We start from the raw sequence: 22,168 nt of genomic DNA, 5'->3' as shown, positions 1-22,168 counted from the left end.
TACTCAATCATTCTCAAAGGAACCTCATACGAGGTTATATATAAGCTCTACTGGCTTAGTTCACTAGCACACTGTTGAGTTCTCAAGCAACACACTCTGGACTCGCCGCCTTGTCAGCGGCTACATCCTCGGCAGTTGTTCCAAGCGATATTCACAAACTTTTGGTCGAGCATGCCTCAGCCTACGGTGTTAGTCGTAGGGATTCGGCGGCCGCTCGTGGGCCGACGCTGAACATTACCCGGTCCGATTCGCGGTGTCAACCCGCTCGGCCCGGCCGGATCTTCGGGGCTTGCGGCCCCGGGGCGACCCGGTGTTCCTGGCGACGAAGAGAAGATTACATGCCCTGGAACCGGTCCCGAACAGGGGGGTCACTTAACGCCATTGCCGCAGGTCAGAGCGTGTCCGACGCCCCTACGACGGCAGCGTCGCCAGATACCTCGGCGGGACCCGCGCCGGAACCACCCGCGAGAAGTCGGCCGCGAGCGCGAGCATCCGGGCGTCCGACCACCGGGCACCCATGAACGAGATACCCACCGGAAGCGGTCCGGCAAACCCCGCCGGCACGGTCACGTCCGGGTAGCCGGCGACGGCGGCCGGGGTCGACGACGGGATGACGTCGTTGTCCCCCACCGCGCAGTCGGTCTTCCACGCGGGCGGGTTCGTCGGCGACGCGATCGCGTCGAGGTGGTACTTCGCCAAGGTCTCGTCGAGGGACCGGCGGGCGAGGTCGGACAGCTCGGCGCGGCCCGCGAGGTAGCCCGGGTCGGTCGGCGGCGGCGCGGCGAGTGCCTGCTCGAACAGCTCCTGGCCGGCGAAGCACGTCTGTTCGAGCGGATCCGATCGGTTGTAGGCGATCAGCTCGGCCAGGTTCCGCGGGCCGCGGGGGCGGGTCGCCAGGTACGCGTCGATGTCGCGGTGGAACTCCGTGAGCAGCGCCGGGAACTCCAGCTCACCGAGCCGGGCCTGGTACGGCGGAGTCACCTCGACGACCGTCGCACCGGCCTGGACCAGGGAGTTCCGCGCGGACGTCATGACCGCGTCCGTCGACGGGCCGAGCACCGGCAGCCGCCACAGGCCGATCCGCGCGCCGCGCAGCACGCCCGGCCGAAGCAGCTTCGCGTAGTCCGTCGGCTGCGACTTCGGGTACTGCGAAGTCGCCGGGTCCGAGGGGTCCCGCCCCTGCAGGACCGACAGCGTCAAGGCGACGTCGACGACGTTGCGCGCGATCGGCCCGGCGGTGTCCTGCGCGGCGGAGATCGGCACCACTCCGGTGCGGCTGACCAGGCCGAGGCTCGGTTTGTGCCCGACCGTCGCCGTCATCCCCGCGGGGCAGACGATCGAGCCGTCGGTCTCGCTGCCGATCGCCACCTGGGCCAGCGACGCGGCGACGCCGGCCGCGGACCCGGCGGACGACCCGCACGGGTTGCGATCCAGCACGTACGGGTTGTTCGTCTGCCCACCGACGCCCGACCAGCCGGACGTCGGCTTCGCGGCACGGAAGTTCGCCCACTCCGACAGGTTCGCCTTGCCGAGGATGACCGCTCCGGCGTTGCGAAGCCGCGTGATCAGCGTCGCGTCCTTCGCCGGGTAGCTGCGCAGGGCCCGTGACCCCGCCGTCGTCCACTGGTCGCGCGTGTCGACGTTGTCCTTGACCAGCACCGGGATGCCGTCGAGCGGCCCGCGCAGGTGGTGCGCGCGCCGCCGGGCATCACTCTCACGAGCTTGGCCCAACGCCGAAGGGTTGAGCGCCAGGACGGCGTTGACCTTGCCGTCGATCCGGTGGATCCGCTCGAGGTAAGTGCTGGTCAGGCCCACCGCGGTGAGCCGGCCGGACGCCATCCGCGCCTGCAGCGACGGGATGTCGGCCGCGTCGAGGTCGAACTTCTGCGAAGCAGGAGACGCCGTCGCGGGCGCCGCGGGGACGAGCACGAGTGCGGCGGCCAGGATCGCGAGGAACACCGGCCGCCGCCCCATCAGAGCACCGGCAGGAGGGTTCGGAGTTCGTACGGGGTGACCGCGCTGCGGTAGTTGTCCCACTCCACGCGTTTGTTCCGCAGGAAGAAGTCGTAGACGTGCTCGCCGAGCGCTTCCGGCAGGAGCTCGGACTTCTCCATCTCGGCCAGCGCCTCTCCCAGGTTCTGGGGCAGCTGCGCGTACCCGGCGGCGCGCCGTTCGGAGTCGCTCAGCTGCCAGATGTTGTCCTCGGCGGGTGGCGGCAGCTCGTAGCCCTTCTCGATCCCCTTGAGCCCGGCGGCCAGGATGACCGAGTACGCCAGGTACGGGTTGCACGCCGAGTCCAGGGTACGGATCTCCACCCGTCGGGATGACGCCTTTCCGGGTGAATACATCGGGACGCGGACGAGCGCGGAGCGGTTCGCGCGGCCCCACGAGACCGTCGTCGGCGCCTCGCTGCCGCTGATCAGGCGTTTGTAGGAGTTCACCCACTGGTTGGTGACCGCGGAGATCTCCTTGGCGTGGTGCAGCAGGCCGGCGACGAACGCCTTGCCGGTCCCCGACAGCTCGTGCGGGTCCTCGGCGTCGTAGAAGGCGTTGCGGTCGCCTTCGAACAGGCTGATGTGGGTGTGCATCCCGGAGCCGGGCTGGTCCGTGAACGGCTTCGGCATGAACGACGCGCGCACGCCCTGGGTGAGCGCGACCTCCTTGACGACGTAGCGGAACGTCATCACGTTGTCGGCCATCGTCAGCGCATCGGCGTAACGGAGGTCGATCTCCTGCTGGCCCGGTGCCCCTTCGTGGTGGCTGAACTCGACCGAGATGCCCATCGCCTCGAGGGTCTCGATGGCGTGCCGGCGGAAGTGCGTCGCCGTGGCGTGGCTGGCCTGGTCGAAGTAGCCGCCGTTGTCCGCGGGTTCCGGCTCGCTGCCGTCGTCCGGCAGGGTCGCGAGCAGGAAGAACTCGATTTCCGGGTGCACGTAGCAGGTGAAGCCCGCTTCAGCCGCCTTCGACAGCTGGCGCCGCAGGACGTGCCGCGGGTCGGCCCACGACGGCGAGCCGTCCGGCATCGCGATGTCGCAGAACATGCGGGCCGAGTACGGGCCGCCGTCCGGGGTCTCCCACGGCAGGACCTGGAAGGTGGCCGGGTCCGGTTTGGCGACCATGTCCGATTCGTAGACGCGCGCGAAGCCCTCGATGGCCGAACCGTCGAACCCGATCCCCTCGGTGAACGCGCCCTCCAGCTCGGCGGGCGCGACCGCGACGGACTTGAGGAACCCCAGCACATCGGTGAACCAGAGACGGACGAAACGGATGTCGCGCTCCTCGAGCGTGCGGAGCACGAATTCCTGCTGGCGATCCATGGCCGCACCCTAACGACAGCGTGTTAACGGGATGTTTCGCGACGCGCCGAGGGTGACTAAGTCAGGCCGCGAGCACCGGTACGGAGCGGTCGAATCGGCCGGAAAGGTCATGAACGACCCGTTCAGCTCGCCCGACGTCATGAACGACTCGTTCATGACGTCCCCGCACCCCCGCCGGCAGACCGAGGGTGACGAAGTCAGGCCGCGAGCACCGGAACGGGCTTCTTCGCCCGCGTGATGGCCAGCGAGGCGACCGACGCGAGCACCGCCAGGACCGCGGCCGAATACCAGGCCAGGTTGTAGTTCCCCAGCTGGTCGCGGACCAGGCCGGCGGCCGACGCAGCGAACGCGGCCCCGAGCTGGTGGCAGGCGAAGACCCAGCCGAACACGATCGGGCCGGCGTCGCCGAACGCGCGGACGCAGAGGGCGACCGTCGGCGGGACCGTGGCCACCCAGTCGAGGCCGTAGAACAGGATGAACGCCCACATGCTCGGCTGCACCGAGTTCGTGAACAACTGCGGCAGCAGGGCCAGCGAGAGGCCGCGAAGCGCGTAGTAGACGCCGAGCAGGATCCGCGGGTCGACGCGGTCGGTGAGCCAGCCGGAGAAGATCGTGCCGACGACGTCGAAGACGCCGACGAGCGCGAGCAGGCCCGCGGCGGTCGTCTGCGGCATGCCGTGGTCGTGCGCGGCCGGGACGAAGTGGGTGCCGACCAGGCCGTTCGTCGTCGCGCCGCAGATCGCGAAGCCGACCGCGAGCAGCCAGAACGTCCGGGTCCGGGCGGCCGTCCTCAGCACCGAAAGCGCGCGGCGGGCCGAGCCGGTCTTCGACTCCGGGCGCGCGACCTCGGCGTCGGCGGGCGCGCCGTAGGCCGTGGTGCCGACGTCGGCGGGGTGGTCGCGGATGACCAGCAGGACCACCGGCACGACGGCCAGCGCGGCGATCGCGATCACCAGCGACGCCGTGCGCCAGCCCGAACCGACGGCGAGGTTCGCGATGAGCGGAAGGAAGATCAGCTGGCCGGTGGCGCCCGCCGCGGTCAGGACGCCGGTGACGACGCCGCGGCTGCGGACGAACCACCGGGCCGCGACGGTCGCGGCGAAGCTCATCGCCATCGAGCCGGTGCCCGCGCCGATCAGCACGCCCCAGCAGAGGACCAGCTGCCAGCTCGCGCTCATGAAGACCGTGCCTGCGGCGCCGAGGGCGATGACGAACAGCGCCGTCGCCGAGACGCGGCGGATGCCGAACCGCTCCATCAACGCGGCCGCGAAGGGCGCGAAGAGGCCGTAGAGCACGAGGTTGACCGAGACGGCCGAGCTGATCGTGGCCGTGGACCAGCCGAACTCCTGGTGCAGCGGGTCGATGAGGACGCCGGGCGCGGACCGGAAGCCGGCGGAGGCGAGCAGCGCGACGAAGGCGGCACCGGCGATCAGCCAGGCGCGGTGCAGCTTCGGGGCAGGGCGGGTCTCGACAGTCACCCCAGCAGTGTCATCGCGGGCGTGACGAGCCGAAAGTGGCCTGAAGGACATCGTCCGCAAGAATCGGGCCACGACGTCGTGCTCAGTAGGCTCTGGGCATGTCCCGCTTCACCCTTCTGCTCGTGCTCCTGCTGGCGGCCGGCTGCACCGGATCACCGGACACGCGCGGGCCGTTCCCGGCGGGCGCCGAGCTGGTCCGCGACGCCGCGGCGTCGTTCGCCTCGGTGCGAAGCGTGCACTTCGCGGCCGGTGTCAACGGCGTGCTGCCGGGCTTCCCGCTCCGGCTCATCGAGGGCGACGCGACCCTCGACGGCGGCGGGACCGCGACCGGCACGGCCGACGTCCAGTTCGGCGAAGACCACACGAAGTTCCGCTTCACCGTCCGGGACGGCGCAGTCACCACGGACCCCGACGTCGCGCGCGGCCGGATCCCCGAGCCGTACGCGGTGGCGACCTTCCTCGGGCCGTCCGCCGGGCTGAAACGCCTGCTCGACGGGGTCACCGACGCGAAGACCGAGGGCAAGGAGAACGTCGACGGCGCCGCCGCCCTGCGCGTCGGCGGGCGAGTGCCCGAAGCCGTCGCGCACAGCGTGCTGCCGCAGATCCACGACGACATCATCGTCAAGGTGTGGGTTTCCGCGGACGGTCCCCGGCGGTTCGCGCGGCTCTGGGTGCAGGTCCCCTCGGCCGGCGACCACCTCAGCCCGGTCATGTTCGAACTGTCGCTGACCAGGCAGAACGAGCCCGTGGACCTCGGCTAGCAGCGGGTGCCGGCGGTGGGCGGCGTCCCGTCGACGAGGTAGGCGATCCCCGCGCGGTCGACGCAGGCGTCGCCCTGCAGGAACACCGTGTGCTGCACGCCTTCGTAGGTCAGCAGGACGCCGCCGAGGTCCTTCGCCAGGTCGATGCCCTGCTGATGGGGCGTCGCCGGGTCGTGCGTCGTCGAAACGACCAGGGTCGCCGGCAGCCCGGCGGGGTGCGGGGCGTGCTCGGCCGATGTCGGCGGGACCGGCCAGGTCGAGCAGATGTCCAGCTCGCTCGTGTCGGGCGTGCCACCGGCCAGGAAGGGCGCGCCGGCCAGCATCTTTTCGTGTGCGCGGTCGATCGCGGGCCGGTCGGTGACGCGGGTGTGGTCGGCGCAGCGGACGGCGAAGTACGCGTCGATCGCGCCGCTGTACTTGCCGTCGCGGTCGCGCTGGTAGTAGTCGTCGGCGAAGGCCAGCAGCGTGCGGCCGTTGCCCTGGGCCACCTGCGCGAGTGCGGCTTTCAGGGCGGGCCAGTCGCCGCGTGAGTAGAGCCCGGCGAACGTGCCCGTGATCGCGTCCTCGAACGACAGCGTCCGGGTCCCGGCCGGGACGGGCTTCGTGCTCAGCGGACGCACGAGCCGCTGGAACGCCGGGGTGCTGCCGGCGAACGGGCACGCGCACCACTTGCCGAACTCGTTCAGCGCGTCCTGGAAGCCCGCCGCCTGCGTGATCAGCGAATCCACCAAGCCTTGCGCGGGATCGACGGCGCCGTCGAGCAGCAGCGCACGGACGTTGCGCGGGTACGCCTCGGCGTAGGCAGCGCCGATCTGCGTCCCGTACGAATAGCCGAGGTAGGTCAGCTTCTCGTCGCCGAGCGCGGCGCGAAGGACGTCGAGGTCGCGTACGACGTCTCGCGTGCCGACGTTCGCGAGGAGCGTCTTGCCGTACTTCGTCGCTTCGGCGCACTTCACGCCGTACGCGGTCGTCTCGGCGAGCTGTTTCTTCACCCCTTCGGGCGACATATCGCTTTCGACGTCGGACCCGCGATCGGCGTCCTGCCCGGCATCGGTGCGGCAGGTGATCCGCGGCTCGCTCGTGCCGACGCCGCGCGGGTCGAAGCCGACCAGGTCGAAGCGCTCGAGCAGCGGCGCCGCCGCGGCCGTCTCGGCCAGCGCCGCGGCCGTCGACGTGCCCGAGCCGCCGGGCCCGCCGGGGTTCACGACCAGCGAGCCGATCCGCTGTTTCGTGGCCTTGTGCCGCAGCAGGCCGACGGTGATCGTGGGCCCGTCCGGCGCGGCGTAGTCCAGCGGAACAGTCAGATGCGCGCAGTCCAAGGACTCACCGCACGGGCGCCACGCGAGCTTCTGCGTCGTGAACTTCCCCAGGTCAGGTGAGCGGGACGACGATGACGGCGGCGGCACGGGCGCCGGAGCACCCGTGCACGCCGCCAGCAGCACCGCGAGGGCGGCGAGGCCTACTGCCCGGTGCACCGGGTCCCCTCCGGCGGCACCGTGCCGTCGACGAGGTAGTCCGTGCCCGCCTGGTCCACGCACTTCACGCCCTGCAGGAACACCGTGTGCTGCGTGCCCTCGAAGGTCAGCAGCGCGCCCTTCAGGCCCTTCGCGAGGTTGACGCCGGCCTGGTACGGCGTCGCCGGGTCGTTCGTCGTCGAGATGACCAGCGTCTTCGCCAGGCCTTCGACACTCGGGACGTGCGGCTCCGACGTGTTGGGCACCGGCCAGAACGCGCAGGCGTCCCGGGCCGCCGAAGCCGGGCGGCCGTCGTCGAGGAACGGCGCCACCTGCACGTACTCCTCCTGCGCCTTGAGGATGACGGCCGGGTCGGTGACGCGCGGGTCGTCGACGCAGCGGATCGCGGTGAAGGCGTCCTGCGTGGTGCCGTACTTGCCGTCGGTGTCGCGCTCGTTGTAGATGTCCGCGAGCTTCTCCAGCGTCACGCCGCGCCGCTGCTTCAGCTCGTTCAGGCCCGAGTTGAGCGTGTCCCAGAGACTCTCCTGGTAGAGCGCCTGGATGACGCCGGTGGTCGCGTCCTCGTAGGAGAGCTTGCGGCCGTCGCCGACCTCCACCGGGAAGTCGATCAGCGGCCGGACGAGGTCCTGGAACGCCTTGACCGCGGTGTTCGCGTCCTGGCCGAGCGCGCAGTCCTGCTGAGCGGTGCACGACTTCGCGAACTGCGTGAACGCCGTCCCGAAGCCCTGGCCTTGGGCGACCAGCGACTCGACCGCGTCCTGCTCCGGGTCGACCGCGCCGTCGAGGATCATCGCGCGGACGTTCTTCGGGAACGCCTCGGCGTAGGCCGACCCGATCCGTGTGCCGTAGGAGTAGCCCAGGTAGGTGAGCTTTTCGTCGCCGAGGACCGAGCGGAGCACGTCCAGGTCCTTCACGACGTCCCGGGTGCCGACGTTGGCCAGCATGCCGGTGCCGTCGTCGGTGCGCTGGGCGCACTTCGCGGCGAAGTCCTTCTCCTGGGCTTCCTGCTTCAGCACGCCCGCCGGCGAGCCGTCGGTCTCGCTGTCGTCGGCGCGGTCGGTGTCCCGCTCCTGGTCGGTCAGGCAGTGGATGGCCGGCTGGCTGGCGCCGATCCCCCGCGGGTCGAAGCCGACCAGGTCGAAGCGCTTGGCCAGGCCGGTGCTCGTCGTCGGCTTGACCAGGCCGGCGGCCGCGACCATGCCCGACGCGCCCGGGCCGCCGGGGTTGACCACGAGCGACCCGATCCGGGAGCCGTCGTCCGTCGCCTTGTGCCGGAGCAGGCCCAGCGTGATGGTGTCGCCGGCCGGCTTGGCGTAGTCCAGGGGCACGGTCAGCCGGGCGCACTGGACGTCCTTCGCCTGGAACGCCGACCTCGCGTCTTCCGACGTCGCGTAAGGTGCGCAGTCGGCCCAGGTCAGGCTCTGGCCGTAGAACCGCTCCAGACCGGCGGGCACCGGCCCGGACGGCGGGTGCGACTCGGTCGTCGGCGTGGGCGGCGCGGGCTTGCCGGTGGACGTGCAGGCGGTCAGCGAGGCCGCGAACAGCACGGATGTCGCAATTGCGGTGATCCGGCGACGTCGGGACCTGGCGCTGGGATGAGGGAACACGGTTGGATCGTCCCATCCGGCCGCGGAACTCGAACGCACCACCGCCACGTTGGGTGGGGCAGGCCGGTCGAGCGAGAGAGAACGGGAGACCAGGGGTGGCAGCACTGATCAGCCGGGTGGGCAAGAAGCTCCGCCGGATCATCCAGCGGCCGGGCAGCGTCGAGCTGACCCGCTACGAAGCACTGCTGCCCGCGGTCGAGAAGCTCGAACCCGAGCTCGAGAAGCTCTCCGACCAGGAGCTGACCGAGCGGGCGGGCGAGCTCCGCGAGAAGCTCAAGGACACCGCTTTCGGCGACAATCACCTGGTCGAGGTGTGTGCGCTCGGTCGTGAGGCCGCCCGGCGGGCCCTCGGCGAGCGCGCGTTCGACGTCCAGATCCTCGGCACGATGGGCCTGCTCAGCAAGCACGTCGTGCAGATGGAGACCGGTGAGGGCAAGACGCTCGCCGGTGCGCTGGCGGCCGCCGGCTACGCGATCCGCGGAAAGCGCGCGCACGTCGTCACGGTCAACGACTACCTCGCCCGCCGCGACGCCGAGTGGATGGGCCCGGTGTACGCCCTGCTCGGCGTGTCGGTCGGGTGGGTCGAGCCCGCGCACTCGCGCGAGGAGCGTCGCGAGGCTTACGCCAAGGACGTCACGTACGGCGCCGTCGCCGAGATCGGCTTCGACGTCCTGCGCGACCGGCTGGTCGCGAACGTCGACGACCTGGTCCAGCCCGACCCCGAGGTCGCGATCGTCGACGAGGCGGACTCGGTGCTGGTCGACGAGGCCCGCGTCCCGCTGGTGATGGCCGGCTCGATCGACCACACCGACGCCGACGAAGAGGTCGCGAAGGTCGTCCGGCGGCTGCGGCTCAACCTGCACTACGAGACCGACAGCGAAGGCCGCAACGCCTGGCTGACCGACGCCGGCGCGTCCGTCGTCGCGAAGTCGCTCGGCCTGGAGGTCGACGACCTCTACGGCGAGACGGCTTCGGACCGGCTCCCCGCGGTGAACGTCGCGCTGCACGCGCACGCGCTGCTCACCCGCGACGTCGACTACCTGGTCCGCGACGGCAAGGTCCAGCTCATCAACGCCGCCCGCGGCCGCGTCGCCGAGCTGCAGCGATGGCCGGACGGCCTGCAGGCCGCCGTCGAGGCGAAGGAGCAGGTCACCGCGACCGACCGCGGCGAGATCCTGGACTCGATCACCGTCCAGGCGCTGCTCGCGCGCTACCCCGAGGTCGCCGGCATGACCGGGACCGCGGTCGCCGTCGCCGAGCAGCTGCGGGAGTTCTACGAGCTCGAGGTCGCGGTCATCCCGCCGAACACCCCGAACATCCGCGAGGACCAGGAAGACCGGGTCTTCGCGTCGCCGTCGCAGAAGCTGCGGGCGATCGAGGAGGAGATCCGCACGGTCCACGAGACCGGGCGGCCGATCCTCGTCGGCACCCAGGACGTCGCCGAGTCCGAAGAGCTGGCCGAGAAGCTCGCGAAGGTCGACCTCGAGTGCGTCGTGCTCAACGCGCGCAACGACGCCGAAGAGGCCGCGATCATCGCCGAGGCCGGCAAGAAGGGCTCGGTCACCGTGTCCACGCAGATGGCCGGCCGCGGTACCGACATCCGGCTGGGCGGCACCGACGGCGCGTCGCGCGAAGAGGTCGTCGAGCTGGGCGGCCTGCACGTCATCGGCACCGCGCGGTACCCGTCGAGCCGGCTCGACGGCCAGCTGCGCGGCCGCTCCGGCCGCCAGGGCGACCCGGGCAGCGCGATCTTCTTCGCCAGCCTCAACGACGAGCTCGTGCTGTCGAACGCGCCGGACGTGCCCGAGGGCATCGTCGACGACGAAGAGACCGGCGAGATCACCGACAACGCGGCGCTGCGGCAGCTCAACCACGCCCAGCGCGTCGCCGAGGGCGTCGACCTGGAGATCCACCGCAACACGTGGCGCTACACGCGGCTGATCGAGCGGCAGCGCCGTGACCTGCTGGTGCACCGCGACAAGGTGCTTCGCACCGCGTACGCGGCGGAGCAGCTGGAGAAGGCGCACCCGGAGAAGTTCGGCGAGCTGAAGGAGAAGCTGGACGACCAGGACAAGCTGGAGCAGATGTGCCGCGAGGTGCTGCTGTTCCACGTCGACCAGCTCTGGTCCGACCACCTGGCGTTCCTGACCGACGTCCGCGAGAGCATCCACCTCCGGGCGCTGGCACGGGAGACGCCGCTGGACGAGTTCCACCGCGCGGCGATCCCGGAGTTCCACAAGATCATCGCCGAGGCGGATTCGCGCGCGGCGAAGACGCTCGAAGAGGCCGAGCTGACCGACGAGGGCATCGACCTCGGCGAGGCCGGCGTGCGGCGGGCGAACACGACGTGGACCTACCTGGTGCACGACAACCCGTTCGACTCGGACTTCGAGCAGACCATCAAGAAGGTCCGGAGCATGATCAAGCGGAAGTAGCTTTTTCCGGGAAACCCCCGTCCGGTTAGCCCGGGCGGGGTTTTCTCGTTTGCCCTGGCCGGAAGAATCGGGGCATGCGCAAGATCCCGACTCTGTTCCGGCGAGACCCCGAAGACCTCCGGCGTGTCACCCGCGAAGTGCACCCCGCGTGCCAGTGGGTGCTCGACGGCGAGGGTGTGCCCACCCGCAAGTACGACGGCACGTGCGTCCGGCTCGACGAGTCCGGGACCTGGTGGGCCCGGCGCGAGGTCAAGGCGGGTAAGACCGCGCCGGCCGGGTTCGAGGCCGTGCAGACCGACCCGGAGACGGGGAAGACGGTCGGCTGGGAGCCGGTCGGGCAGTCGGCGTTCGCGAAGTTCTTCGAGGAGGCGCTAGAGCGGCTTCTCGGTGCGGCGCCCGGCACCTACGAACTGTGCGGGCCGAAGGTCAACGGCGATCCGGAGAAGCTCGGCGCGCACCGGCTGGTTCCGCACGCGACCGCGCAGGAGTTCGCCGGCGTCCCGCGCGACTTCGACGGGCTGATGGCGTGGCTGCTCGCGCACCCGGAGTTCGAGGGCGTCGTCTGGCACCACCGCGACGGGCGGATGGCGAAGCTCAAGCACCGGGACGCGGTCGCGTCGACCTAGCGTCAGGACGGCATCGTGATCTCGGAGATGCAGTAGGTCTCCTGGATGCGCAGCACCCGCAGCTCGCCGTGCACCGACTTGCTGCCGATCGTGCCGCTCAGAGGCACGCGGATCTCGTTGGCGGCGGCCTGGATCGGCGAACCCGCCGTGAGGTGCGCGTTGCGGCTGCCGAGCGTCTTCGCGGCGTCGGCGATGACGCCCTCGGCGGACGGGCAGGCCGCTTCGCGCGCGTCGGCCTCGTCGTCGCCCAGGACGGCGAGGATGAACTTGCCGGCCGCGACGCTGCCCGAGTTCAGGTCCAGCGGCGGGCTGTTCCCGGCGGGGCCGTCCGGCCGCTCGTCCGAGACGAGGAAACCCGGCGCGAAGAAGCCGGTGATCACGAAGACGACCACGAGCAGGAACGCGAGCCCGCCGGCGATCAGGCCGATGAGCAGGCCGTTGCCCTTCTTCGGCGGCTGACCGCCGAACTGCGGGTAGCCGGGCTGGGGGTACCCCGGCGGCGGGTAGCCCGGGTACTGCTGCTGGTGCTGCGGATACCGGCCCGGTTGCTGCGGCGGGTACGTCATCGCGGTCTTCCCCCTGTCCGGTTGGTCCGGTCAGCGGCAACCTACTCGCGGCCGCGAACCGGCCGTGGCATTTCGCCCACATTCGCTCGGCTGGGTGGGTGGCCGTGAGCCAGAATGGCGGTATGCCGCAACTGCGCATCGCGCTCGCCCAGGTCAACCCCACCGTCGGTGACCTCGACGGCAACGCCGAACTGCACGTCGCCTGGACGCGCCGGGCCGCCGAAGCCGGCGCCCACGTGGTCGTCTTCCCCGAAATGTCCCTGACCGGCTACCCCGTCGAGGACCTTTCGCTGCGCAAGACCTTCGCCGCCGCCTCCCGGCAGGGCGTGGAGTCGCTGGCGCGCCGCCTCGACGAAGCGGGCTGCGGCGAAGTGCTGACCTACGTCGGCTACCTCGACCTCGACGAGGTCGGCCCGCGCGACGCGGCGGCGGCGCTCTACCGCGGCGAGGTCGTCGCGCGGCAGTTCAAGCACCACCTCCCCAACTACGGCGTGTTCGACGAGCACCGCTGGTTCAAGCCGGGCACCGAGCTCGACGTCGTCCGGTTCCACGGGCTCGACATCGGCATGGTCGTCTGCGAGGACATCTGGCAGGACGGCGGGCCGATCTCGGCGCTGGGCCGCGCCGGCGTCGACCTCGTGGTGGCGCCGAACGCGTCGCCGTACGAGCGGTCGAAGGACGAGCAGCGGCTGCCGCTCATCGCGCGCCGCGCCGCCGAAGCGGGCGCGCCGCTGGTCTACACCAACCAGATCGGCGGCCAGGACGACCTCGTCTTCGACGGCGACTCGCTCGTCGTCGCCGCGGACGGCACGGTGCTGGCTCGCGCGCCGCAGTTCGTCGAGCACCTGCTCGTGCTGGACATGGACCTCACCGCGGGCGGACACGCCGGCGACGGCGAGCTCGAAGGCCTGCACGTCCACCGGCGCGTGCTGAGTTCGGACCCGCTGCCCTCCTACGAGCCGACCGCCGAGGCGGTGATCAGCGAGCCGCTGTCGGACGAGGCCGAGGTGTGGTCGGCGCTGGTCGTCGGGCTGCGGGACTACGTGCACAAGAACGGGTTCTCGTCGGTGACGTTCGGGTTCTCCGGCGGCATCGACTCCGCCGTCTGCGCGTCGCTGGCCGCGGACGCGCTGGGCGGCGACAACGTCTACGGCGTCTCGATGCCGTCGAAGTACTCGTCGGGGCACTCGAAGGACGACGCCGAGGACCTCGCGCGGCGGCTCGGCGCGCACTACCGCGTCGAGCCGGTCGAGGACATGGTCCGCGTGTACGTCGAGCAGCTTTCCTTGACGGGCCTGGCGGAAGAGAACATCCAGGCGCGGACGCGGGGCATGCTCCTCATGGCACTGTCCAACCTGGACGGTCACCTGGTGCTGGCCACCGGCAACAAGACCGAGCTGGCCGTCGGGTACTCCACGATCTACGGCGACGCGGTCGGTGCGTTCGCGCCGATCAAGGACGTCTTCAAGACGCACGTCTGGCAGCTCGCGCGGTGGCGCAACGCCGAGGCCCTGAAGCGCGGCGAGACCCCGCCGATCCCGGAGAACTCGATCTCGAAGCCGCCGTCGGCCGAGCTGCGGCCGGGCCAGGTCGACGCGGACTCGCTGCCGGACTACGCGCTGCTCGACGACATCCTCGACGACTACGTCGAGGGCGACCGCGGCTACGCGGACCTGGTGTCCGCGGGGTTCGAGCCGGAGACGATCGACCGCGTGGTGCGGATGGTCGACAAGGCCGAGTACAAGCGGCGCCAGTACCCGCCGGGCACGAAGATCACGTTCAAGGCGTTCGGCCGTGACCGGCGGCTGCCGATGACCAACCTGTGGCGCGAGGGCAAGGCCTGACTTTTCGTGAAGGCCACCTTCAGGAACTTGAAGTTCCTGAAGGTGGCCTTCACGGCTTTAGTTGAGCGCGACCTGGCGGCCCTCCGGCGTCCTCAGCGCGGCGGACAGGCCGGCTTTCGGTGCGCGGCGGACCAGGAGTTCGAGGCCGAGGGCGTCGGTGACGGCGAGGACCGAGTCCGGGTCCGGGTGGGTGCCGGTGACCATCAGGAGCGGGATCGACGGCAGGCCGCGCGTGGTCGGGTGCGGCGTGCCGCCCCAGTCGATGAGGAACGGGTGGAGCGTGCCCGGGGCGCTCGGCGGGGTCAGGCGCCAGCGCAGGACCTCGCCGTCGGCGGTTTCGCGGGACATCTCCCGCGCGTCGCCCGGGTCGAAGCCGTGCGCGCGGGCGTCGGCGATCGTCGTGTCGAGGTCGGTCGTGCGGACCGCCCACGCGACCAGCGCCGGCTCGGTCAGGTCGTCGATGCCGAACGGCCGGGGCGTTTCGGGCGCCGGTTGGGCCGGGTCCGGGCCGATGACCTCCAGGTACATGCCGGCGCCGAGGTCGGCGAGGTGGTTGGCGGTGCCGAGGCCGACGTGGCTGCCGCCGGGCGCGGGCATGACTCCGGTGAGCGCGGTGACGCGGGCGACGGCCTCGGCGAGGTCGGGGCCGGCGTAGACGAGGTGATCGAGCACGGGCGACATCATCCCGCGCCGACGGCGCTCGCCGCATCGACCATTCCGTGGCCGTAGTAGGTCGTCCCGATCTTCGTCTCCCGGCAGACCGTGTCGGGACACGGGAGCGGCGACGCCGTCTCGTAGAGGGCGCGCTTGATCCGCTCGGCGCTCCAGCGCGGGTGCTCGCTCGCGATCAGCGCGGCGACCCCGCTCGTGTGGGGCGCGGCCATCGACGTCCCGCTCGCCGAGCGGTATTCGCCGTCCGGCCAGGTCGACCAGACGCGCGCGCCGGGTGCCGCGACGCTGATCCGGGACGCGGAGTAGTTGGAGAAGCTCGCCTTCAGCGATTTTTCGTCGAGCGCACCGGTGCCGACGACGCCGGGCAGCTCGTGCGGCAGCCGGGTGCACGTCGGGTCGATCCGGCGTTCCACCGGGGTGCTGTCGGCCGGGCTCTCGGTGCCGACCGAGCGCGCGTCGAGGTCGATGCCGGCGTTGCCCGCGGACGCGACGACGAGGACGTTCCGGCGCTGGGCGTAGGCGACCGCGCGGCCGACGGCGAGCTTGGCCGCGGCCTGGTCCGGCTGGTCGTCGCAGTTGTAGCGCCACGGGATCGAGCGGTAGCTGTTGTTGGTGACCGCGAAGCCGTGCTCGGCGGCCCAGACGAACCCGCAGACCATGCTTTCAGCCGTCTCGGTGTCGTCCAGTTCGGCGAGTTTCACGGCGGCGATGCGGGTCCCGGGCGCGACGCCGAGGACGCCGGTTCCGTTGCGGGCCGCGGCGATCGTGCCCGCGACGTGCGTGCCGTGGCCGTCGAGCGTCGGCCGCCAGGCGCCGGGGCCGCGGTCCGCCCAGCCGGCGAGGCAGGACACCGAGTCCTTGGCGTCGAAGGCCGGTTTCAGGTCCGGGTGGGTGTCGTCGACGCCGACGTCCAGCACGCCGACGACGGTGCGCTTGCTGCCTTCGGTGACCTGGTGCGCTTCGGGCAGGCGCAGCGCCGCGACGTCCCACGCGGTTCCCTCGGGCGGCACCTGGCCGGAGTTCGGCGAGTTCGGTCCGGTGTAGCGGACGTCCTTGCGGGGCGCGAAGAACTCCTTCGGGATCTTCGCGGTGCGCGTCGCGCCGACGGCGTCGATGCCCGGCGTTTTCCGGACCTCCGCGGCGAAGTCGTCCTTCGCCGTGTACGCCACGACGACGCCGATCTGGGGGTAGCTCGCGACGATCGTGCCGCCGGCCTTCCTGATCACGTGCTCCGCCCAGCCCGTGTGGTGGGCGACCACGACGTGCGGCATGACCAGCGGGTCCGCTGTTGCGGTCGCGGGGGTTGCGGTGAGGCCGAGCAGGACCGCTGCCACCAGTATCGCGCGTCGCACCGACGGCCTCCTCGAACTCGGCAAACCACCCAAACCGAACCTAGCGATCCAGCGCGTCCGCGGTACCCCTCTTCGGTCGTAGGCTGATCGCATGACAACGGGGTTCACGGTGTTCGACACGGCGATCGGGCCGTGCGGGCTGGCGTGGCGGGACGACGTCCTGATCGGGACGTCGCTGCCCGACGGTGGTGCCGCCGGGGTGCGCGCCCGGCTGGCCGGCCGGTTCCCGGACGCCGTCGAGGGACCGCCGCCGGCGCCGGTGCGAGCGGCGGTCGCCGGGATCGTGGCGCTGCTGGGCGGCGCGCGTGAGGACCTGACGTCGGTCCGGCTGGACCTCTCCGACGTGCCGGAGTTCAACCGCCGCGCGTACGAGATCGCGCGAGCCATCCCGCCGGGCAAGACCCTGACCTACGGCGACATCGCGCACCGGCTGGGCCTGCCCGGGTCGGCGCAGGCGGTCGGGCAGGCCATGGGGAACAACCCGTTCCCGATCGTGGTGCCGTGTCACCGGGTCACGGCGGCGGGCGGCAAGGACGGCGGGTTTTCGGCGCGCGGAGGGGTCGCGACGAAGCGCCGGATGCTCGTGATCGAGGGCTCGCTGGCCGACGAGCCGACGTTGTTCTGACCGGCTCGCGTGATCGGGAAGCCGACACGCGTGATTGCGGGGTCGACACGCGTGCCTGGAGGGTCGGCTCGCGTACCCAGGCGGTCGGCTCGCGTACCTGGAGGGTCGGCTCGGTCAGGCGGGTTGGGTTTCTGCTTTCCAGGGGTTGACCCACGGGGTCTCCGGCCAGCCTTCGGCCGCCGCCATCAGGGGGATCGCCGTGCCGCCGTCGACGTGCTCGCGGATGATGTCCGCGTGGCCCGCGTGGCGGGCCGTCTCCTCGATCAGGTGCAGCAGCACCCAGCGGACCGACCACGCCTCGATGTCCTGCGGGTACCACGGCACGCCCTTCGGCACCGGGACCGCCTGGCCGAGGTCCTCGATCCCCGCGATCACCGCCGCCGTGCGGGCCGCCACCTCGTCGTAACGGGTGAGTACGCCGGCCAAGGTTTCCGAAGGACCCAGGCGGTACCCCGTCCGGTAGTCCGCCATCGCTTCGTCGAACGGCTTCTGCGGGAGCTGCAGGATGATGTCTAGCCAGCCGTCCTCCGTCGTCGCCACGTGCTTGACCAGCCCGCCCACCGACAGTGCGCTCTTCGTCGGCGTGAGCCGCGCCTGCTCGTCCGTCAGGCCGTGGGCCGCGATCTTCAGCACGTGCCGCTGCTGCTCCAAGAACCGCAGCAGCCCGTCACGCTCGTCGGCCACCGGGGGCACGTTTCCCGCCATCGAGATCAGCTCCTTCGCGTTCGTCCCCGGAATCGTGCCATCGACCACCGACATTTCCGGCACAAACGGCCCACAACAGCGCCACCGCGATCGCCAGAGTCCGTTGCAAAGTATTCAGTATTAATTTCGTCTATATACTTTGCGGGTAGAGTCGCCGAGGTGTCAACCGAGAACATCCCCACCGGCGCGGAGCTGGCCGACGCGCTGCGGCGCATCACGCACGTCCTGCGCCGGTACGCGGGCGCGCCCTACGCCAAGCGCGGCTGGCCGACGGCCCAGGTCCAGCTGCTGCTGATGGTCGACCTGCTCGGCGACCGGCCGCGGATGGGCGAGGTCAAGCGCCGCCTGGGCGTGACCGGCCGGGCGATCACGTCAGCGGTCGACGCGCTGGAGCGGGACGGCCTGCTGCGGCGCGAACCGGACCCGACCGACCGGCGCGCGAGCCTGCTGGCCGTCACCGACGCCGGCCGCGCCCGGCTCGAGGAGATCGAAGAGATCCAGCACGGGCACGCCGACGAGACGTTCAGCGTGCTCGACCCGCTCGAGCGCAAGACGCTGCTGGAGCTGCTCAGCCGCCTCGAGGCGCATGTCGGGGCGCGGGCTTGATGAAGGCGTACGCCCCGCCCACGCCGTACAGGACGGCGCGCACGACCTGCTGAACCCGGCTGACCACGCCTTCGGCGGTGTCCAGCTGCCGCGCGAGCAGGAGGGCGCCCCAGGTGACCAGCACGACCACGAGCCCGGTGACGGCGAGCGCGCGCCAGCCCGGCGGCCACCACAGGATCAGGCTCACGACCCCGACCGCGAGCACGACGGTCGCCAGCGACGAGAGCACGCCGCTCTGCTCCGGGTAGGCGACCTGCAGCAGCGCGAGCAAGCCGAACACGCTCACCGAGATCGAGCTGAGCCGCGCCGTCCACTGGACCGGGCCGAGCCGGTGCAGCGGGGGCCCGGCGAGCGCGAACGCGACCCCTGAGACGGCCAGGAGGACGCGGAACACCGGCGGGCCGGTCAGCAGCGCTTCGACCGGGTCGTGGACCGGCGAGACGCCGGTGGGCAGGAAGAACTCCAGGAGCCATCCCGAATACGCGAGGACGGCCAGTCCCATCAGGAGGGCCGAGGCGATCCGAGCCGTGCGCACGTGGCACACATTAAGCGACCCGGGCCACCTCGGCCGCACCACCGTGATCAGATCGACCGAGTCGTTATGCCTGCGGCCGGACGAAAGGAAACAGGACCGTCTGGCGGATGGAGGCCCCGGTGAGCATCATCAGCAGCCGATCGACGCCCAGGCCGAGCCCGCCGGTCGGCGGCATGCCGTGCTCCAGGGCCAGCAAAAAGTCGTCGTCCAGCTCCATCGCCTCGACGTCGCCGCTGGCCGCGCGCAGCGACTGCGCCTCCAGCCGCCGACGCTGCTCGATCGGGTCGGTCAGCTCGGTGTAGGCGGTACCGACCTCGGAACCGAACGCGATGAGGTCCCAGCGCTCGGCCAGCCGCGGGTCCTCGCGGTGCTGACGGGTGAGCGGCGAGACGTCGGTCGGGTAGTCCGTGTAGAAGGTCGGCAGCTCGGTCGCGCCCTCGACGAGGTGCTCGAACGCCTTGAGCACGAGGTCGCCGTGGCTCGGGTCCTCCCCCACCGGCACGCCCGCGGCCAGGCACAGCCGGCGCAGGTCGTGCACCGGCGTCCCCGAGTCGATCTGCTCCCCCAAGGCCGCCGAAACGGCGTCGTGCACGGTGATCACCGGCCAGTCGCCGGAGATGTCGTGGTCGACGAGCTTGCCGTCCGCGCCGGGCCTGCGCACGACCTGGGCGCCGTACGCCGCTTCGGCCGCGTGCTGGACGAGCTCGCGCGTCAGCGTCCGCATCGTGTCGTAGTCCGCGTACGCCTGGTACGCCTCGAGCATCGTGAACTCGGGGTTGTGCGTCGCGTCGACGCCTTCGTTGCGGAAGTTCCGGTTCAGCTCGAAGACGCGCTCGACGCCGGCGACGCACAGCCGCTTCAGGTACAGCTCGGGCGCGATCCGCAGGTACATCCGCATGTCGTAGGCGTTGATGTGCGTGACGAACGGCCGGGCGTTCGCGCCGCCGTGGACCGTCTGCAGCATCGGGGTCTCGACCTCGAGGTAGTCGGCGTGGTGCAGCCGGTCGCGTACCGCGCGGACCACCGTGGACCGGAGGCGGAGCATGTTCGTCGAATCCGGGTTGACCGCGAGGTCGAGGTAGCGCTGCCGCACCCGCGTCTCGGGGTCGGTGAGGCCCTTCCGCTTGTCCGGCAACGGGTGCAGGCACTTCGCGGTGACCGTCCACTCGTCGACGAGCACCGAGAGCTCGCCCCGCTTCGACGTCACGACGTGGCCGCTGACGCCGACGTGGTCGCCGAGGTCGACGCCGGTCCGCCAGCCCGTGAGGTCGAGCTCGCCGGCCTCCAGCATCAGCTGGATCTCGCCGCTGAAGTCCTTGACGCGCGCGAAGCACAGCCCGCCGAGCGTGCGCATCGCCAGCACGCGCCCGGCGATCCGGACGCGGTGGCCGGTGGCGCTGGCGGGCTGCAGGCCGCCGAACTTCTTCACGACGTCGCCGATGTGGTCGTCCCGGCGGAACCCGACCGGGTACGGGTCGATCCCCGCCTCGCGCAGCTTGGCGAGCTTGGCCATGCGGACGCGGACCTGCTCCGGCCGCCGCGCCGGTTTCGCCGCCGGGACCGCAGCGGACTCCTCGATTTCCCGGACGCGCGCGACGAAGTCGTCGCTGACCGTCTCCAGCCGCAGCGCCCGCGACCGTCCGGTCGGGACGAACCCTTCGAGCGCGCCCGCGACGATGCCGACGCGCGGGAGCCGCCGCGCCGAGGAGTAGCAGAGGAACCGCGGCTCCCAGTCCGGCCCGTACTTGGCGTTGGAGCGGTACAGCGACTCCAGCTGGAAGAAGCGCGAGGCGAGGCTGAGGATCCCGCGCCACGCCCGCAGCACCGGGCCCGCGCCGATCCGCTCGCCCTCGGAGAACACCGCGCGGAACATCGCGAAGTTGAGCGAGATCCGCTGCGCGCCCAGGTGCTGCCCGGCCGCAACGACCTCGGCGATCAGGTACTCGTTGAGGCCGTTCTCGGCGTCGCGATCGCGGCGCATGAGGTCCAAGGAGAGCCCTCGCCGTCCCCACGGGACGAACGACAGCAGCCCGCGCAGCTCGCCGTGGGCGTCGTAGGCCTCGACCATCACACTGCGGCCGTCACTCGGGTCGCCGAGCCGGCCCAGGGCCATCGAAAAGCCGCGTTCGGTCTCGGCGCCGCGCCAGGCCTGCGCGCGGGCGAGCAGCTCGGCCATCTCGTCTTCGGGGATTTCGCCGTGGCGGCGCACGCGCGAGGTGTAGCCGGCGCGTTCGATGCGCTTGACGGCCTGGCGCACCGAGCGCCGCTCCGGCCCGGCGAGGCTGAACTCGCGGATGTCGAGCACCGCTTCGTCGCCGATTTCCAGGGCACGCAGGCCGGCGCCGGTGTACGCCTTCGCGCCGCGCTCGCTCGCCCCGAGCACGCCCGGCGTCCAGCCGTACGTGCGCGTCTCGTCGAGCCACGCGCGGACGGCGTCCGGCCACGCCTCGGGGTCGCCGATCGGGTCGGCGCTGGCGACGCTGGTGCCGCCGAGGACGCGGTAGGTCACCGCCGCGCGGCCGTTCGGCGAGAAGACGACGCTCTTGTCGCGCCGGGTGGCGAAGTAGCCGAGGGAGTCGTCTTCGCCGTGCTCGGCGAGCAGCCGGCGCACGCGAAGCTCTTCTTCGTCCGTGCGGAGACGACGGCTGCGTACGCCGCGGAAGAGCATGTACAGCGCGGCGGTGGCGACGGCGGTGGCGCTCAGGTCGATGAGCACGTCCAGCCACGCCGGCCCCTCGCCGACGCCGATCCGGCGCAGCTGCAGGTTCTCACCGGTGGCGTGGTTGACGACCCAGGCGAAGCGCTCCCACGAGTCGCCGAGCTGGGCGGGAAACGCTTCCGCCAGTCCCCAGCCGACCAGGACGACCGCGGCCAGCCCGCCGAAGAGCATGGCCAGCCCGTCGCGCCACGCGCTCGGCGCGAGCCGGGCGGGGAACGCCCGGCGCAGCGCGAGCAGGAAGACGATCAGGGCGACCGACAGCACGTCGGCCGCGGTGAGGGCCCACAGCTGGACGGGGATGTGCCGGACCTGCTTCGACCCCAGCGAGAGCAGCTCGGGCGACCACAGCAGCGTCGCCTGCAGGGCCAGGGTGAGCACCAGCCCGATGACCTGGAACAGCACGAGCGTGTACAGCGCGGCCCTCTTGCGGCGGCGCAGCGCGGCGCCCAGCACCACCAGCAGCAGCACCATCACCAGGCTGGCGCTGGTCGGCACGCTCAGGCTCGAGAAGGCCATGTCGATGCCGTTGAGCAGGTGCCCGTGCGGGCCGTTCGTGAACAGGAGGAGCACCGAGAAGACCGCGGCCAGCTGGACCACGGTGGCGACGAGGCCGCCCGCTCTCGCCTTCCAGGCGGGGAGGCGGGGCCGCGTGCTCGCGAGGGTTCCCATCGTTGCTTTCGTCGCCTTTCGCGGCCGATCGGTCGTCATGCCCTCTTCTTGACGTGAGTGAACACAGGTTGGTTGTCCCCCGGCATCAACCTGAAGAAGGACGGCCGGTCGTCCCTTCGCACGACGGTGTGAAGCTGGTCGCACGTCGTTGGGGCCCGCCGGAGGAGCGTGTCACG

The 22,168-nt window shown here is 71.3% G+C and carries 17 protein-coding genes; 6 read left to right on the top strand and 11 right to left on the bottom strand.

Going from position 1 to position 22,168, the window contains the following annotated elements:
* Positions 1 to 411 precede the first annotated feature (411 nt).
* The 3 genes from AB0N03_RS48740 to AB0N03_RS48730 form a co-directional block, all read right to left on the bottom strand.
* Complete coding sequence (locus tag AB0N03_RS48740; RefSeq protein WP_364387725.1) at positions 412 to 1,974, bottom strand: amidase; 1,563 nt, start codon at positions 1,972 to 1,974, stop codon at positions 412 to 414.
* The gene (glnA, locus tag AB0N03_RS48735) at positions 1,974 to 3,317 is read right to left on the bottom strand and encodes a type I glutamate--ammonia ligase (RefSeq protein WP_364387723.1); all 1,344 of its coding nucleotides are present in this window, start codon (positions 3,315 to 3,317) and stop codon (positions 1,974 to 1,976) included. The genes AB0N03_RS48740 and glnA overlap by 1 nt, the downstream gene beginning before the upstream one ends.
* A 197-nt stretch (positions 3,318 to 3,514) precedes the next feature.
* Complete coding sequence (locus tag AB0N03_RS48730) at positions 3,515 to 4,795, bottom strand: MFS transporter (RefSeq protein ID WP_364387721.1); 1,281 nt, start codon at positions 4,793 to 4,795, stop codon at positions 3,515 to 3,517.
* 98 nt (positions 4,796 to 4,893) lie between these two features.
* Between AB0N03_RS48730 and AB0N03_RS48725 the strand changes: the two genes are divergently transcribed.
* A complete protein-coding gene (locus AB0N03_RS48725; protein ID WP_364387719.1) occupies positions 4,894 to 5,556 on the top strand; it encodes an LppX_LprAFG lipoprotein in 663 nt (220 codons plus the stop codon).
* Here the strand turns inward: AB0N03_RS48725 and AB0N03_RS48720 are convergent.
* Positions 5,553 to 7,031: an alpha/beta hydrolase gene (locus AB0N03_RS48720; RefSeq protein WP_364387717.1), complete on the bottom strand. Its 1,479-nt coding sequence runs from the start codon at positions 7,029 to 7,031 to the stop codon at positions 5,553 to 5,555. The genes AB0N03_RS48725 and AB0N03_RS48720 overlap by 4 nt on opposite strands.
* Positions 7,016 to 8,578: an alpha/beta hydrolase gene (locus tag AB0N03_RS48715; protein WP_364387715.1), complete on the bottom strand. Its 1,563-nt coding sequence runs from the start codon at positions 8,576 to 8,578 to the stop codon at positions 7,016 to 7,018. The genes AB0N03_RS48720 and AB0N03_RS48715 overlap by 16 nt, the downstream gene beginning before the upstream one ends.
* Before the next feature lie 155 nt (positions 8,579 to 8,733).
* Here AB0N03_RS48715 and secA2 point away from each other — a divergent pair, with 155 nt between their 5' ends.
* Complete coding sequence (gene secA2 / locus AB0N03_RS48710; protein WP_364387713.1) at positions 8,734 to 11,073, top strand: accessory Sec system translocase SecA2; 2,340 nt, start codon at positions 8,734 to 8,736, stop codon at positions 11,071 to 11,073.
* Between the two features lie 74 nt (positions 11,074 to 11,147).
* Positions 11,148 to 11,699, top strand: a complete 552-nt coding sequence (locus AB0N03_RS48705; RefSeq protein ID WP_364387711.1) for a DUF5565 family protein — start codon at positions 11,148 to 11,150, stop codon at positions 11,697 to 11,699.
* Positions 11,700 to 11,701: 2 nt separating this feature from the next.
* Here AB0N03_RS48705 and AB0N03_RS48700 read toward each other — a convergent pair whose 3' ends face one another.
* Entirely contained in the window at positions 11,702 to 12,265 is a 564-nt protein-coding gene (locus AB0N03_RS48700; protein ID WP_364387709.1) for a hypothetical protein, read from the bottom strand.
* A 122-nt stretch (positions 12,266 to 12,387) separates the two neighbouring features.
* On the opposite strand from AB0N03_RS48700, the gene AB0N03_RS48695 reads away from it, so the two are divergent.
* Positions 12,388 to 14,109: an NAD+ synthase gene (locus AB0N03_RS48695; RefSeq protein ID WP_364387707.1), complete on the top strand. Its 1,722-nt coding sequence runs from the start codon at positions 12,388 to 12,390 to the stop codon at positions 14,107 to 14,109.
* 57 nt (positions 14,110 to 14,166) lie between these two features.
* Here the strand turns inward: AB0N03_RS48695 and AB0N03_RS48690 are convergent, their stop codons facing one another.
* Both AB0N03_RS48690 and AB0N03_RS48685 read right to left on the bottom strand, forming a co-directional pair.
* Positions 14,167 to 14,781 carry a VOC family protein gene (locus AB0N03_RS48690; protein ID WP_364387705.1) on the bottom strand — a complete coding sequence of 205 codons (615 nt, stop codon included), beginning with the start codon at positions 14,779 to 14,781 and terminating at the stop codon, positions 14,167 to 14,169.
* Between the two features lie 8 nt (positions 14,782 to 14,789).
* Positions 14,790 to 16,133, bottom strand: a complete 1,344-nt coding sequence (locus AB0N03_RS48685; protein ID WP_364387703.1) for a S8 family serine peptidase — start codon at positions 16,131 to 16,133, stop codon at positions 14,790 to 14,792.
* 91 nt (positions 16,134 to 16,224) lie between these two features.
* On the opposite strand from AB0N03_RS48685, the gene AB0N03_RS48680 reads away from it, so the two are divergent.
* Positions 16,225 to 16,758 carry a methylated-DNA--[protein]-cysteine S-methyltransferase gene (locus AB0N03_RS48680; RefSeq protein ID WP_364387701.1) on the top strand — a complete coding sequence of 178 codons (534 nt, stop codon included), beginning with the start codon at positions 16,225 to 16,227 and terminating at the stop codon, positions 16,756 to 16,758.
* A gap of 114 nt (positions 16,759 to 16,872) precedes the next feature.
* Here the strand turns inward: AB0N03_RS48680 and AB0N03_RS48675 are convergent, their stop codons facing one another.
* Positions 16,873 to 17,463, bottom strand: coding sequence for a DinB family protein (locus AB0N03_RS48675; RefSeq protein WP_364387729.1), 591 nt, complete (start codon positions 17,461 to 17,463; stop codon positions 16,873 to 16,875).
* A 159-nt stretch (positions 17,464 to 17,622) separates the two neighbouring features.
* On the opposite strand from AB0N03_RS48675, the gene AB0N03_RS48670 reads away from it, so the two are divergent.
* Positions 17,623 to 18,069, top strand: coding sequence for a MarR family transcriptional regulator (locus AB0N03_RS48670; protein ID WP_364387699.1), 447 nt, complete (start codon positions 17,623 to 17,625; stop codon positions 18,067 to 18,069).
* Here AB0N03_RS48670 and AB0N03_RS48665 read toward each other — a convergent pair.
* Together AB0N03_RS48665 and lysX are read right to left on the bottom strand one after the other, a co-directional pair.
* Positions 18,032 to 18,604 (bottom strand): hypothetical protein, encoded by a 573-nt coding sequence (locus tag AB0N03_RS48665; protein ID WP_364387697.1) that lies wholly within the window; start codon positions 18,602 to 18,604, stop codon positions 18,032 to 18,034. The two genes, AB0N03_RS48670 and AB0N03_RS48665, sit on opposite strands and share 38 nt — an antisense overlap.
* Positions 18,605 to 18,668: 64 nt before the next feature.
* On the bottom strand, positions 18,669 to 21,992 hold the full coding sequence (gene lysX / locus AB0N03_RS48660) for a bifunctional lysylphosphatidylglycerol synthetase/lysine--tRNA ligase LysX (RefSeq protein WP_364387727.1): 3,324 nt from the start codon (positions 21,990 to 21,992) through the stop codon (positions 18,669 to 18,671).
* Positions 21,993 to 22,168: the final 176 nt, after the last annotated feature.

The organism is Amycolatopsis sp. NPDC051061, from assembly GCF_040682935.1.
Taxonomy (GTDB): Bacteria; Actinomycetota; Actinomycetes; order Mycobacteriales; family Pseudonocardiaceae; genus Amycolatopsis.
Note: the sequence above shows the minus strand (reverse complement) of the source record. Positions and strands in the feature narration are given on the sequence as shown.

Coding starts and splice junctions, on each gene's coding strand:
- glnA (WP_364387723.1), bottom strand. CDS start 3,317: ATGGATCGCCAGCAGGAATTCGTGCTCCGCACGCTCGAGGAGCGCGAC.
- AB0N03_RS48700 (WP_364387709.1), bottom strand. CDS start 12,265: ATGACGTACCCGCCGCAGCAACCGGGCCGGTATCCGCAGCACCAGCAG.
- AB0N03_RS48740 (WP_364387725.1), bottom strand. CDS start 1,974: ATGGGGCGGCGGCCGGTGTTCCTCGCGATCCTGGCCGCCGCACTCGTG.
- lysX (WP_364387727.1), bottom strand. CDS start 21,992: ATGGGAACCCTCGCGAGCACGCGGCCCCGCCTCCCCGCCTGGAAGGCG.
- AB0N03_RS48695 (WP_364387707.1), top strand. CDS start 12,388: ATGCCGCAACTGCGCATCGCGCTCGCCCAGGTCAACCCCACCGTCGGT.
- AB0N03_RS48725 (WP_364387719.1), top strand. CDS start 4,894: ATGTCCCGCTTCACCCTTCTGCTCGTGCTCCTGCTGGCGGCCGGCTGC.
- AB0N03_RS48675 (WP_364387729.1), bottom strand. CDS start 17,463: ATGGCGGGAAACGTGCCCCCGGTGGCCGACGAGCGTGACGGGCTGCTG.
- AB0N03_RS48680 (WP_364387701.1), top strand. CDS start 16,225: ATGACAACGGGGTTCACGGTGTTCGACACGGCGATCGGGCCGTGCGGG.
- AB0N03_RS48705 (WP_364387711.1), top strand. CDS start 11,148: ATGCGCAAGATCCCGACTCTGTTCCGGCGAGACCCCGAAGACCTCCGG.